Origin of the sequence: Deferribacter desulfuricans SSM1 (assembly GCF_000010985.1) — a bacterium.
GTDB lineage: Bacteria > Chrysiogenota > Deferribacteres > Deferribacterales > Deferribacteraceae > Deferribacter > Deferribacter desulfuricans.
The window spans coordinates 1,191,606-1,205,039 of sequence record NC_013939.1; the positions used below are offsets into that span (position 1 = coordinate 1,191,606).

16 protein-coding genes and 1 tRNA gene are annotated in these 13,434 nt (G+C 30.2%); 16 read left to right on the plus strand and 1 reads right to left on the minus strand.

Features of this window, described 5'->3' with window-relative positions; translation table 11 throughout:
- Positions 1–3: 3 nt before the first annotated feature.
- The 6 genes from purD (at position 4) to DEFDS_RS06005 (ending at position 3,122) form a co-directional block, all read left to right on the plus strand.
- Positions 4–1,287 carry a phosphoribosylamine--glycine ligase gene (purD, locus tag DEFDS_RS05980; protein WP_013007904.1) on the plus strand — a complete coding sequence of 428 codons (1,284 nt, stop codon included), beginning with the start codon at positions 4–6 and terminating at the stop codon, positions 1,285–1,287.
- Positions 1,284–1,781, plus strand: coding sequence for a 5-(carboxyamino)imidazole ribonucleotide mutase (gene purE / locus DEFDS_RS05985; protein ID WP_013007905.1), 498 nt, complete (start codon positions 1,284–1,286; stop codon positions 1,779–1,781). Before purD ends, purE begins: the two co-directional genes overlap by 4 nt.
- Complete coding sequence (locus DEFDS_RS05990; RefSeq protein ID WP_013007906.1) at positions 1,782–2,393, plus strand: L-threonylcarbamoyladenylate synthase; 612 nt, start codon at positions 1,782–1,784, stop codon at positions 2,391–2,393. It abuts the gene before it with no gap.
- A 61-nt stretch (positions 2,394–2,454) separates the two neighbouring features.
- Positions 2,455–2,730, plus strand: coding sequence for an integration host factor subunit alpha (locus tag DEFDS_RS05995; RefSeq protein WP_013007907.1), 276 nt, complete (start codon positions 2,455–2,457; stop codon positions 2,728–2,730).
- On the plus strand, positions 2,723–3,037 hold the full coding sequence (locus DEFDS_RS06000) for a MerR family transcriptional regulator (protein WP_013007908.1): 315 nt from the start codon (positions 2,723–2,725) through the stop codon (positions 3,035–3,037). Before DEFDS_RS05995 ends, DEFDS_RS06000 begins: the two co-directional genes overlap by 8 nt.
- A gap of 11 nt (positions 3,038–3,048) precedes the next feature.
- Positions 3,049–3,122, plus strand: a tRNA-Pro gene (locus DEFDS_RS06005).
- A gap of 43 nt (positions 3,123–3,165) precedes the next feature.
- Here the strand turns inward: DEFDS_RS06005 and DEFDS_RS06010 are convergent.
- Complete coding sequence (locus DEFDS_RS06010) at positions 3,166–3,405, minus strand: hypothetical protein (protein ID WP_041223650.1); 240 nt, start codon at positions 3,403–3,405, stop codon at positions 3,166–3,168.
- A gap of 102 nt (positions 3,406–3,507) precedes the next feature.
- Between DEFDS_RS06010 and DEFDS_RS06015 the strand changes: the two genes are divergently transcribed.
- Genes DEFDS_RS06015 through DEFDS_RS06060 form a run of 10 tightly spaced genes read left to right on the plus strand, consistent with a single transcriptional unit; the run spans position 3,508 to position 13,428 of the window.
- On the plus strand, positions 3,508–4,287 hold the full coding sequence (locus DEFDS_RS06015) for a ParA family protein (RefSeq protein ID WP_013007909.1): 780 nt from the start codon (positions 3,508–3,510) through the stop codon (positions 4,285–4,287).
- 2 nt (positions 4,288–4,289) lie between these two features.
- Entirely contained in the window at positions 4,290–5,798 is a 1,509-nt protein-coding gene (locus DEFDS_RS06020) for an Hsp70 family protein (protein ID WP_013007910.1), read from the plus strand.
- Between the two features lie 42 nt (positions 5,799–5,840).
- Complete coding sequence (locus DEFDS_RS06025) at positions 5,841–7,781, plus strand: methyl-accepting chemotaxis protein (protein ID WP_013007911.1); 1,941 nt, start codon at positions 5,841–5,843, stop codon at positions 7,779–7,781.
- Positions 7,782–7,813: 32 nt separating this feature from the next.
- A complete protein-coding gene (locus DEFDS_RS06030) occupies positions 7,814–9,319 on the plus strand; it encodes a chemotaxis protein CheW (protein ID WP_013007912.1) in 1,506 nt (501 codons plus the stop codon).
- 39 nt (positions 9,320–9,358) lie between these two features.
- Positions 9,359–10,417 carry a protein-glutamate methylesterase/protein-glutamine glutaminase gene (locus DEFDS_RS06035; RefSeq protein ID WP_013007913.1) on the plus strand — a complete coding sequence of 353 codons (1,059 nt, stop codon included), beginning with the start codon at positions 9,359–9,361 and terminating at the stop codon, positions 10,415–10,417.
- Positions 10,418–10,438: 21 nt separating this feature from the next.
- Positions 10,439–10,756: an STAS domain-containing protein gene (locus DEFDS_RS06040; protein WP_013007914.1), complete on the plus strand. Its 318-nt coding sequence runs from the start codon at positions 10,439–10,441 to the stop codon at positions 10,754–10,756.
- Positions 10,749–11,117 carry a response regulator gene (locus tag DEFDS_RS06045; protein ID WP_013007915.1) on the plus strand — a complete coding sequence of 123 codons (369 nt, stop codon included), beginning with the start codon at positions 10,749–10,751 and terminating at the stop codon, positions 11,115–11,117. The genes DEFDS_RS06040 and DEFDS_RS06045 overlap by 8 nt, the downstream gene beginning before the upstream one ends.
- A 32-nt stretch (positions 11,118–11,149) precedes the next feature.
- The gene (locus tag DEFDS_RS06050; protein ID WP_041223651.1) at positions 11,150–12,220 is read left to right on the plus strand and encodes a HEAT repeat domain-containing protein; all 1,071 of its coding nucleotides are present in this window, start codon (positions 11,150–11,152) and stop codon (positions 12,218–12,220) included.
- Between the two features lie 2 nt (positions 12,221–12,222).
- Complete coding sequence (locus DEFDS_RS06055) at positions 12,223–13,056, plus strand: CheR family methyltransferase (RefSeq protein ID WP_013007917.1); 834 nt, start codon at positions 12,223–12,225, stop codon at positions 13,054–13,056.
- Between the two features lie 3 nt (positions 13,057–13,059).
- Positions 13,060–13,428: a response regulator gene (locus DEFDS_RS06060; RefSeq protein ID WP_013007918.1), complete on the plus strand. Its 369-nt coding sequence runs from the start codon at positions 13,060–13,062 to the stop codon at positions 13,426–13,428.
- The last annotated feature ends 6 nt before the right edge of the window (positions 13,429–13,434 follow it).

Here is a 13,434-nt window from a genome sequence, read left to right on the forward strand (position 1 = left end):
TTTATGAAAGTATTGGTTGTTGGTTCTGGTGGTAGAGAGCATGCTTTGAGCTGGAAGATAGCTCAAAGTAATTTGGCAGAAAAAGTATTTGTGGCTCCAGGTAATGCTGGAACAGCTTTAGAAGAAAAATGTGAAAATGTAGATATAAATGCTAATGATTTTGATAGTCTTATCTCATTTGCAAAAAATGAAAAAATCGATTTAACAGTAGTTGGGCCAGAAGATCCTCTTGCAAAAGGGATTGTAGATGAATTTGAAAAGAATGGATTAAAAATCTTTGGTCCAAAAAAAGATGCAGCAATGATTGAGGCAAGTAAAGCATTTGCAAAAGAGATAATGTTTAGTGCAGGGATTCCTACAGCAGAGTATAAAGAGTTTTCAGAATTTGATGCTGCAAAAAAATATGTTGAAGAAAAGGGTGCTCCAATAGTTGTAAAGGCTGATGGACTTGCAGCAGGAAAGGGTGTAACAGTTGCTAAAACTATAGAAGAAGCCATTTCTGCTTTAAAAGAGATATTTATAGATAAAGTTTTTGGTAAATCAGGTGAAAAAGTAGTTATAGAAGAATTTTTAGAAGGGGAAGAGGCTTCCTATCTTGCTTTTACAGATGGAAAACATGTACTACCTCTTGTTTCAAGCCAGGATCACAAACCAGTATATGACAATGACGAAGGTCCAAATACAGGAGGGATGGGAGCTTACTCTCCAGCTCCAGTAGTTACAGATGAAATTTTTAGCTTTACTACAGAAAATATTGCTAAGCCATTAATAAATGAGTTAAATAAAAGAGGGATTGTTTATAAAGGGATTATTTATGCAGGGTTAATGATTACTCAAGATGGACCAAAAGTATTGGAGTTTAACTGCCGTTTTGGTGATCCAGAAACACAACCTGTTTTATATAAGATGAGGTCAGATATTATTCCAATTATTTTAAGTGCTGTTGATGGAAATCTTTCAAGTGTGAATGTAGAGTGGTACGATGATGCGACTATTTGTGTTGTTTTAGCCTCTGGAGGCTATCCAAAATCATATAAAAAAGGTTACGAAATAACAGGGATTGAAGATGCAGAAAAATTAGAGAATATCAAAGTTTTTCATGCTGGTACAAAACTTGAAAATAACAAAGTTTTAACAAATGGTGGAAGAGTACTTGGTGTTACATGTCGTGCTAAAGATTTAAAGACTGCTATTGATAATGTTTATAAGGCCGTAGAAAAAATTCATTTTAAAGATATGCACTTTAGAAAAGATATAGGAGCAAAAGCATTGAGGAGGTTGTCGTGAAAATAGGGATAATTATTGGAAGTAAATCAGACTTTCCTGTAGCTAAATCTGTCATTGATGTATTAAATGAATTTGGTGTGGACTTTGAACTGATTGTTTCAAGTGCTCATAGAACACCAGAGAGAACCACAGAATGGTCAAGAACAGCAGAAAGTAGAGGCCTTGAAGTGATTATAGCTATAGCTGGTGCAGCTGCTCATTTAGCTGGTGTGGTTGCAAGTGAGACTTCTTTACCTGTAATTGCTGTACCTGTGGCAGCTACATCTCTTGGTGGTATTGATGCATTGTTATCTATGGTTCAAATGCCAGGAGGTATCCCTGTTGCCACAATGGCTATTGGTAATGCAGGAGCAAAAAATGCTGCAATATTTGCTTGTCAGATTTTAGGAGTAAAGTATCCTGAAATAAATAGAAAATTAAAAGAGTATAGGCAACAAATAAAAGATAAAGTTATTAAAGATAACGAAGAAGTCCAAAAACTATTGAATAGCTAAATGATAATATATAAAGAAACGACTCAAAATTTCATAAAATTAATCAATCTTTCAAACAAAAATAACCAACCCTTTATTTATCCCACCGATACCATTTACGGTATCGGTGCTTCTTATTTGAATGAAGAAGCAAATAATAAAATTTATGAAATTAAAAAGAGGGACAAAGGGAAGACTTTTATAACTTTAATAGGTAGTGTAAAGCAACTCTATGATCTCATAGACAGAAGTTTTTTTACAAATACACATGAAAAAATAATCAATAGATTCTGGCCAGGTTCTTTTACATTTATTTTTTTTGCTAACAAAAAGTTGCCAAACTATTTGATTCAAGATGGAAAAATAGCAGTTAGATTGCCTTCAAGAAAAATTCTGTCTGAAGCTATTAAAAACACTCAACCAATAACTTCAACAAGTGTAAATATTTCAGATAAAAAAAATTTAAACGATTTAAAGAGTATCTATAAATATTTTAATAAAAATATAAAATATATTTTAGCTGGAAATACATCATCACATATACCATCATCGATTATCGATATTTCTGATATAGATAATATCAACGTAATTAGAAACCCAAACAATATAAATTTTAAAGAATTAATCAGATAATTTATCAAACTTATTGACATATAATACTTTTTTTATTAAACTTAAAATATGGAGGTGTCTTATGACTAAAGCTGACATCGTTGAAAAAATTTATAATCAGTTAGGTATTACTAAAAAAGATATTGCTAACGTAGTTGATATGGTTTTTACTACTATGAGAGAAGAAATTTTGAGTGGCAACAGTGTGAAAGTTTCTGGTTTTGGTAATTTTGAAGTCAAAGTTAGAGGAAGAAGAGTTGGTAGAAACCCTAAAACTGGCGAAGAAGTTATAATACCACCAAGATATGTAGTATCATTTAAACCAAGCAACCTATTTAAAGAAGAGGTTAATGCATAATTCTGATAAGTTGTATTATAAGATCAGTGAAGTTTGCAAAATTACTGGGTTGAAACCTTCTGTTTTGAGGTTTTGGGAAAAAGAGTTTAAGCAATTAAGACCTTCAAAAATAGGCAGTAGTCACAGATTATATACAAAAAAACATATTGATTTAATTTTGCAAATAAAGAGTTTGCTCTATGAAGAAAAACTGACAATAGAAGGCGCAAAAAAGCGCCTTTCTTCTAATAATAATTTAAAAAATAATCCCGATAAAGAGTTTATAAAAAAAGAGTTGCAAGAAATATTAAATCTGTTAAAAAAATAAACCTTGCAAAACGGGGCGTGGCGCAGCTTGGTAGCGCACACGCATGGGGCGCGTGTGGTCGCTGGTTCAAATCCAGTCGCCCCGATTTCTTTTTTTATAAGTTTATCAGTCATTTATAATTTTGAAGATTAAAATTCGACAGAATTTCGACAAAAATCATCATTTGAAAATAAAAATTTAGTTAACTTAGATTCAGATTGATATTCCTTTAGATATTTTGCATACCCATTAAAAAAGGTTAATAAATTAGAATGTCCCATTCTTTTGGCAATATCATGTGGGTTATCACCTGCAAGAATACTTAAAATTGCATGAGTATGTCTTAATTGTCTAATTTCCCTATATCTTATACCTGATTTTTTTAACATAGTTTGGACATGTTACAATAAAGTAGACAAAGAGTTAAGGAAATACTAAGGTTAAATGAATGTGTTGAAATTATTAGTAAAATATTATAGATTTTTTTTGGGATGAAAACAAGTGTTATATCTTTTGCAAATAAAAAAGGAGGAAGTGGTAAAACAACGATCACTTTAAATATTGGTGCAATTCTTGGAGATAGAGGGTATCGCGTTTTATTGATAGATCTTGATCCTCAAGCTCATCTTTCTTATTGGAGTGGTGTAAATACTTACGATGAATACTTTTCAATTTATGATTGTTTATTAGATAGATGTCCTATAAATAAAGCTGTATATACTCCAGAACATAATTTATTTGATATAATACCTGCTTCAAATAAATTTGATAAAGATGACCTAAAAGTTTTACTTAATTTTACTAAACCAGAAAATAGGTTAAATCGTAAGCTTATGCTTTATAAGAAAAAGTATGACTTTGTTTTAATAGATACCCCTCCAACTTTCGCTTTAATGACATTAGGTGCTTTAATTGCTTCAGATTTTGTTATTATTCCAATCTTATTGAATTTTTTAGCTATAGAAGGACTTTCACAGTTGGTTCAAAATATTTACAAAATAAATTATTTATACAATCCCAAATTAAAAATTTTAGGAATTATACCTAATCAGTTCAATTTAAGAAGTAATCATGCTAAAAAAGTATTAGCTGAAATAAAAGAGAATTTTGATAATAAAATAATATTCCCAAAATTAAGAAATGATATTAAACTAGCAGAAGCCCCCGAGTTTAGATTACCAATAAACTTGTATTCTAAAAAGAGTAAAGCTAATATGGATTTTAATCTAATGGTAGATTATATGTTAGATGTTCTTAATAATGAGGTATAAATATGGGAAGTTATACTGTAGGCATCGATTTTGGAACTACAAACTCTTTAATTGCAATTTATCGTGATAAAGAGCAAGTTGAAGTCATCAATACTGATAGTGGAGATAAGTTTTTACCATCAGTTGTGTACTTTAAAAATGAAAAAGAAGTTATTGTTGGTAATAACGCTAAAGCTGTTGAAGTTATTGAACCTGAATTTACCATATCAAATGTTAAAAGGTTTTTAGGTAGTGACAAAACATATAAAATTTATGATATGGAGTTTTTACCTGAAGATATTGCATATTTTATCTTTAAAAAGTTAAAAACTGTTTTTGATGAATTTGCTGGTTCAAACAATAAGGTTAACGCAGTTGTTACTGTTCCAGCATATTTCGATCATCTGCAGAGGGAGTCGGTTAGAGTTGCAGCTGAAAAAGCTGGTTTTAATGTTTTATTGTTAGTAAATGAACCTACAGCAGCTTTCATATATTACGATAATATATACAATCTTGATAAAGGAAATTATTTTGTATTTGATTTAGGAGGAGGAACATTAGATATAAGTTTAGTTGAATCTGATGAGCATTTTTGTAAGGTTTTATCATCTGTAGGTTCTACAGATATAGGTGGAATAGATTTTGATATTTGTCTAGCAGATTATTTTGTGAAACAGTTTTTAGATAAATATGATATTAATTTAAAAGAAGATAAAGTTGCTTATCAACAACTTATTTTACAATCTGAAAGGGCTAAAAAAGAACTGTCAAATTTAAAAGAAATTAATGTGGTGATACCTTACATAACGCAAACCAAAAATGGTGTTTTGCATTTTAAGGAACTTATTACTCGAGAACAGTTTAAATCTATTTCAAAAAACATATTGAAAAAAATTGAACAAATACTAAATAAATTTAAAGAAGAAAATGAGGAATATCTAAAAGAAGTTTATAATGTTCTGTTAGTAGGTGGTGGGTCAAGGTTATTTTTAATGGAAGATTTTTTGAATAATCACTTAAAGAAAGCGGTTAGAAAAAATTTAAATCCGGAAGAAGCTGTAGTTAAAGGAGCTGCTTTAATTGCTGCCATGTTATCTGGAAAACTAGAAAAAAAAGAGTTTTATGATGTGACTACCCATAATTTGGGTGTTGAGGATGATGAAGGAAATTTTGAAATTATTATTAAGAAAAATGAAATTTATCCGATAAAAACAAGTAAGGTATTTACAAACAGTATAGATAATATTGAGGAAATTGTTGTGCATGTTTTACAAGATATGGCTATAACAACATTAAATGAATCTATATCAATAAAAGACAATCCTGACAACTTTGTAAGTTTAGGTCAGTTTTCAATGGAAATTGATAAAAATTTAAAAGCAGGAGACGCAAACTTAGAGATAATTTTTAATATTGATAGTAATGGAATAATTTCTATTAAAGCAAAAGATTTAAATAGAAATATTGAAAAGGATTTTATTTTGAAAAAAACTATTAATAATCCGAATCTTGAAACAATTGATGTGTTATAATAAAGTCTTAGAAATTAATGTTTGTTAAGGGAGGTAAATAATATGAAAAAGTTGGCTCAGCCGAAAGATAAGAGAACTGGTATTATTAGAAAGACCAATGTGAAAAAAACTGATGATGTTACGCAAAAAGATGCTAAAAAAATTGCACAAGAAAAAGCTAAAGCAAGAGTATTAGCAAGGCAACAACAGTTAGCTGAAAGAATTGCAACTGCCACAGAACAGCTATCTGCAGCGGTTGAAGAATCACTTGCTGCAGCAGAACAACTATTAAAAAACATGGAGCAGATTGCAGCAGGCGCAGAAGAAGCAAGTGGTGCTTGTGAGGAAGCTAGGTCAGGCACCATTCAAATTGATAAATCAATTAATGTTGTAGTCGATAAAGCTGAAAATATAATAACAAGTATAGATGATAATCAAAAAATGCTTACAACTGCAATAAATAGCGTTCAAGAACTAATTAACGGAATTAATGAAAGTGTTGAAGCAGGGGAGGAAACTGTTCAAATCATAAATGAGTTAAACAGTAAATCAGATGAAATTGGTAATATTGTTCAAGCAGTTGTTAGAATTGCTGATCAAACAAATTTGCTGGCATTAAATGCTGCAATAGAGGCTGCAAGAGCTGGTGAGCATGGTAAAGGTTTTGCTGTTGTGGCGGATGAGGTGAGAAATTTGGCTGAAGTATCTGGTAAAAGTGCAAATGAAATAAAGGATGTCGTTAGTAGTATACAAGATTTTGTAAAAGAGATTGTTAAGGAAATTAATGAATCTGGAAATATTGCACAATCAATGTCAAAGGATGGTGAGTCTGTTGCAGTTTCATTAAATGAATTAGTAACTGCATTTCAAGAAATGATTAATTCTGGTGAGAAATTAAAAAAGGTTGCCGAGGACTTAAAGGTTAATTCTAAAAAAATGTTAGAGATGATGGAGCAGGTTGCAACTGCTTCAGAGCAAATCTCTGCAGCATGTGAGGAATCAAGAAAAGCAGCAGAAGAGCAGGTAAAAGCTTTTGAAGAGATTTCTATTGCAACAAATGAATTAGCAGAGATGGCTGATGATTTAAAAAACTCTACAGATGCAAATAAATCATCTGATGAGCTTGTTGCAGCTGCTCATCAATTGTCTGCAAATATAGAAGAGGCTGCGGCTGCTGCAGAAGAAATGGCAGAAGGTATTAGTCAAATTAAAGAAGGTGCTGAAATTCAAGCAGATACTGTAGATGATGCCTTAGAAGTTACGGAAAAAGCTTTAGAAAGTCTAAAACAAGCAAAAAATGATGCGGAGGAGTTAATAAAAAATATTCAAGAAAGCACATCATTATTAGATGAAAATTATAAAAAAATAATTAGTTTAGAGGAAGGATTAGAGAAATTTACAGGTATTAATGATAACGCATTAAAGAAGATAAAAGATTTAGAAAAGTATACTAAAAAAATTGATAAAATAGTTGATTCGATTTCTGTTGTAACAATTCAAACAAATATGTTAGCCGTAAGTGGTTCTATAGAAGCTGCAAGAGCAGGTGAGTATGGAAAGGGTTTCTCTGTTGTCGCTAGCGATATAAGAGTGTTAGCTAATGAGTCTGCAGAGAATGCTGATAAAATTAAAGATATGGTGAAAGAATTACAAGAGCAAGTTTCTTTGAGCTTATACAATGTTGACAAGTCAACAGAAACTGCTAAAAATGAGGTCGAAAAAGCAAAAACTACTAATGGATTATTAAAAAATAGTTCAGAATCCTTAAATGCTCTATCAGATGTTGCTATTGAAATTGAAAAATTAGTTGAACAATCTGTAACTGCAATGGAACAAGCTAAAGTGGGTGTAGAGCAAATTGGTTCTGGTGCTGAAGAATCAGCTCAAGCTGTTGCCGAAGCAGCTTCAGCTTCAGAACAGCAAGCTAAGGGGCTTGAAGAATTATCTAATGCAATAGAGGAAATAACAAGTATAGCTGAAGAAATGCAAACAGATATTATTTAAAAAAGTGCCAAGTATCTTAAACAGGAGGCTTTATGCCAAATATCGCAAATCAAGTTGTTACTTTTAGCATAAAAAATGAAATTTTTGGATTAAATGCTGATTATATTGATAGTATAGTTCGAATACCTGAATATACGAAAGTGCCTAAAACATCAAAAGAGTTATTAGGGATATCTAATTTGAGAGGGGATGTTGTTCCTATAATTGATCTAGCTTTGAAATTGGGATATGATGAACCTGTTGAGATTGGTGAAAATTCCAGAGCTATTATTTTAGATTATAAAGGAGAAAAAGCTGCTTTAACTGTAGATGAAATGAAATCTGTTCTTAATCAAGAAGATTATGAAACTGAAGATTTACCTCCAACTATGAGTTCTAATGTCGATAAAAAATATATTAGTGGTGTCTTAAAAATAAAACAAAATGATATGTTAGTACAATTACTTGATATTGAAAATATGATGGAATTAAATTATGTTGAAGATAGTAAAAGTGATGGTTCCTTTAAACATCAAGATCAAAAATATTTAGATGAGTCAAATCAGGCTCAGGTTGAAGAAGAAAAATTTATAAGTTTTATTGTAGATGATGTAGAGTATGCTGTAAAGGTTCAGCAGATTAGAGAAATTTTGAGATATCAAGAAATAAGCGAGGTGCCTGGTTTACAAGATTATGTTTTAGGCATATTTCCTTTAAGAAACGAGATAATACCTGTTATTTCGGCAAGAAAACTTTTTAAAAAAAGTTGTATTGATATAACAGAAGATGCAAGAATTGTAATCCTTGAGATTAAAAACTTTAAAATTGGGTTATTAGTTGATAAGGTAAATGAAGTTTTATCAGTAGAAAAAAGTTTTATTGAGGATTTATCAACATTATTTAACTCTTCCGAGTCAAGAGAAATAAATGGTGTTATTAAGCTTGATGAAGGGAAACAAATTATTCTAATACTCAATTCAGAAAAGATTTTTAATGAAGATGAGTTATCTGATATTGTGGGTAAAGTTGTAGAGAAACAAGAAACAGGAGAAGATAATATGGAAAAGGATTTTAATGAAACAGATGAAATTGTACAAATTGTTACTTTTAAAGTTGATGAAGAGTATTATGGATTTCCTATAGAAATGGTACAAGAAATAAATAGATTCACTAATGTTACTAAAGTGCCTAAAACTCCAAAGTTTGTTGAAGGGATAATTAATCTTAGAGGAGAAGTTATCCCTCTTGTTGATATTCGCAAAAGATTTGATTTAGAAGAAAAAGAAAGAGATGAATTTACTAGATTAATTATTGTTAATTTTGATGATTTAAAAGTTGGTTTTATAGTAGATTCTGTAGAGGAAGTATTAAGAATTAATAAAAATAAGATAGATGATGTGCCAGCCGTTTTATCAGCATCTGTTGATACCGAATTTATAACAAATGTTATTAATATTGATCAAGACAAGATGGTAATGATATTAGATGCTAAAAAAATGTTTAGTGATGATGAGTATAAAAAATTAGAAAAAATCAGAGGGAAAGAAAAGAAAGATTAATAACAAATATTTAGTGTTAACAAATAGAGAGAGGGATAAATGTCAAAAATAAAAGTATTGGTTGTTGATGATTCTGCTTTAATGAGAAAAAGAATTAAGGAAATGCTTGAGAGTGATCCAAAAATAGAGGTTATAGGGTTAGCAAGAAATGGTGAAGATGCAATAAAAAAGGCGAAAGAATTATCTCCTGATGTAATTACATTAGATGTTAATATGCCTGTAATGGACGGACTGACAGCTTTAAAATTGATTGTTGAAGAAGAAATATGTCCTGTAATTATGGTTAGTTCTTTGACTCAGAAAGATGCTGAAATCACTTTTAAGGCTTTAGAACTTGGAGCTTTTGACTTTGTACCAAAGCCAGGGGGGACTATATCTTTAAACATTGATCAGATTAGAGATGATTTAATTAGAAAAGTTAAAGCAGCTGTTAAAGGAAAGTTTAAAACGTTAAAACGTTCTGTTGATAGAAAAAAAACTATAAAAAGAAGAATTACAAGAAGAAAAGAAAACGAATCTGGTTTTAAAGCAATTTGTATAGGTATATCTACTGGAGGGCCAAAAACAATTTTCGATGTTTTACCATATTTGCCTAAAGATATAAATGCAGCTATTTTTTTAGTGCAGCATATGCCTCCAGGATTTACTGCATCTTTTGCTAAAAGACTTGATAATTATTGTGAGATAAAAGTTAAAGAAGCTGAGGCAGGAGATATTGTTGAGCCAGGAATTTGCTATTTAGGTAAGGGAGGCTACCACTTAACTCTTTTTCAAAGGCTTAATAAAGATATAATTTTAAGGTTGCCAACGAAACCAGAACACCTTTTTATGCCGAGTGTAGATGTGATGATGGATTCAGTTGTTAAAATTTTTCAATCTAATACTATTGGCGTTTTAATGACTGGGATGGGGGATGATGGAGCTGAAGGGATGGTAAAAATAAAAAATGCTGGAGGATATACAATAGCAGAAAGTGAAGAAACAGCTGTGGTTTTTGGAATGCCTGCAGAAGCAATTAAAAGGGGAGGAGCTGATATTGTATTACCAAGTTATGAAATTGCTAATGAGATTTTGAGAGTATTGGAAGAAGGATGGTAAAATTATAATAGAGGTGATTCTATGAAAGTTGAGCAACTGAAAACGAAAATAAAAGTCATCTTTCCAGAAGAATGTGAAATATTTTCAGTTGAAGAATCAAAAAATGAGCTTATAACTATTTTTGACAGTGGTGAATACAAGGAAAAGCTTGTAGAAATAGATTTAAGTAAAGTTGAAAGTATAGATACAACTTTTTTCCAGCTTATTTTAAGTTTTATCAAGACACTAAAAAATGAAGAAGTTAAATATAAAGTTAAAAGTGTTTCTGAAAGAGTTCAGCAAGTTTTTGAACTATATGGTGTTAAGTTAGATATATTTTTAGGGGGATATGATGGCTAAGAAGATATTAGTAATAGATGATGCTGTTACAATGAGGCAACTAGTTTCAGCTACTCTAAAGTCTGCTGGTTTTGATGTTGTAGATGCATCCAATGGCAAAGAAGCTTTAATGAAATTAGAAAAAGATAGATTTAACTTGATAATTACAGATCTCAATATGCCAATTATGGATGGTATTACTTTTATAAAAGAGGTTAAAAAAAATCCGAAGTATAGACTTATACCTATTATTATGCTTACAACTGAGTCAGGAGCTGATAAAAAAGAAGAAGGTAGAAAAGCTGGAGCAAAAGCATGGATAGTTAAACCTTTTAAACCAAATGATTTATTAACTGTAGTAAAAAAGATTTTACCTTTTTGATATAAATGAATTAAGATAGCTTGGGAGGATATATGGATTCTAACGACATAAAAAAGTATCTTAAAAGTAAAGATGAAGAAGAAAAATTGTTTGCGCTAAATGATATTATGTCTCAGAGTTTATCTGAATTTATTCCAGATATAATTGATTTAATAGAAAATGATGAGTCTCAAATTGTCAGGGAAACTGCAGTCGATGTTCTAAAAAATATTGATATAAGCTCTTATTACGATAACATATCTAAAATGTTCGAGTCTCCTGATGCTTATGTAAGAAATGCAGCTATTGAGATATTTGGTGCTAAAGGTGAAGAAGTTGTTCCTTATTTAACCTCTATCATGGATCATAAAAATAAAGAAGTTAGAAAGCTTATACTTGATAGTCTTGTTGCTACAGGTTCTGAATATGCTTATCCAGCTTTAGAAGCTGCTTTAAACGATCCTGCTCCTAATGTAAAGATTACTGCTGTTGAGTATATAGGTGCTTTACAATATACAAAAGGTAAGGAAAAAATAATGGAGATACTTTTACAGGCTGATGAACCTATGTTACAAATTGCTTGTCTTGAAACATTATCAATTATTGGGGATAAAGAGGTTTTAAATCAAATTTTAAATTATTTTGATGTGGAGAAAGGTAATATTGAAAATTTTTATAAGCCATTTATATTTAAAATGATTGGTTATTATGGTGATTGTTGTTATCTTGAAATTTTATTAAAGTATTTAAATTATAAAAATCTTTCTTTTATTAAAGAGATTTTAAGCGCTTTAAATAAATTAATGGCTAGATGCAAAATAAAAAGTTTAGAAAAAGAGGTTATAAGTTTTCTTAAAAAAATTGTAACAAGTGATAGTAATGATATAGAAACAAAAATAGAAACTATAACTATTTTGTCATTGATAGATTTTGATGGTAAAGAGGAACTTTTTGAATCTTTATGCGACAGTAATGAAACAGAGCTACTTTCAATTGTCTTTGATACATATTTTAAAATTAATAAAGATAAAGCTATAAACATATTAAATAAAAAAATAAAAGTTTCTACTGGAGAAGTTAAAGAAGCTTTAATAAATATAAAAGAGGAATTAATAGGTGAGTAAAGATGATAGCGGTATCAACAACTGAGTTAAAAGATCTTATAAATTTAATCTATAAAAAAACAGGGATTAAGTTTGAAGAGAAAAAACTATATTTTATTTCAAAAAGGCTTGAAAAAAGAATGGAAGCAACAGGTTGTGAAACAGTCAGAGAATATATTAGATACCTAAAATTTAGAGATAAAAGTGGAGATGAGTTTCAAGAATTAATGAATTTATTAACTATCAATGAAACATATTTTTTTAGAGAATTTCCTACACTTCAAGCTTTCGCTGAACATTGCTTACCAAGAGTCATTGAAAATAAAAAAAAGACTGGTAGTAACAAAATTAGAATATGGTCAGCTGGTTGTTCAACTGGAGAAGAACCTTATACATTAGCAATTATTTGTAAAGAAATGATAGATGATTTTGATGAATGGGATGTAAATATACTTGCTACAGATATAGATAGGAATGCTCTAGCAAAAGCAAAACTAGGTAGATATAGCGATAGAAGTGTTAGTAAAGTCCCTGAAGAATATTATGAAAAATATTTTTATTATGACAATGGTAGTCACTGCGTGGTGGATGAGATTAAAAAATTAGTTACTTTTGAGCACTTAAACTTAATGGATAGTGTGAATTTGAGAAAAAAAAAGGGGTTCGATTTTATCTTTTGTAGGAATGTGCTTATATATTTTGATGATATTTCTAGAAGGCAGGTTGTTAACCATTTTTATATGGCATTAAATAAAGGTGGCTACATTTTCTTAGGACATAGTGAATCAGTTGGTAGAATAACAACTGCTTTTAAGTTAAAAAAATATGGGGAACATCTTGTTTATGTTAAGGAGTGAAATATGAAAATAAAAATATTGGTTGTTGATGACTCTGACTTAGTAAGGCATTTTCACTCAAATATTCTTAGAGCAAGCGGTTTTGAAACAGATACTGCTGTTGATGGTATGGATGCGCTTGAAAAAGCATTGAGCAATAACTATTCTCTGATTTTATCTGATTTAAACATGCCAAGAATGGATGGGTTAACTTTTATTAAAGAATTGAGAAAAGCTGATAATGAAACTCCAGTTATTATTATCACAACACAGGAAGAAAATGAAAATAGAATTGCTGGACTTAAAGCAGGTGCAAATCTCTATATAGTTAAACCAGTAAAGCCACAGGACTTGATAACCAATGTCAAGATGCTTTTGGGAATATTGTCATAATGTTAG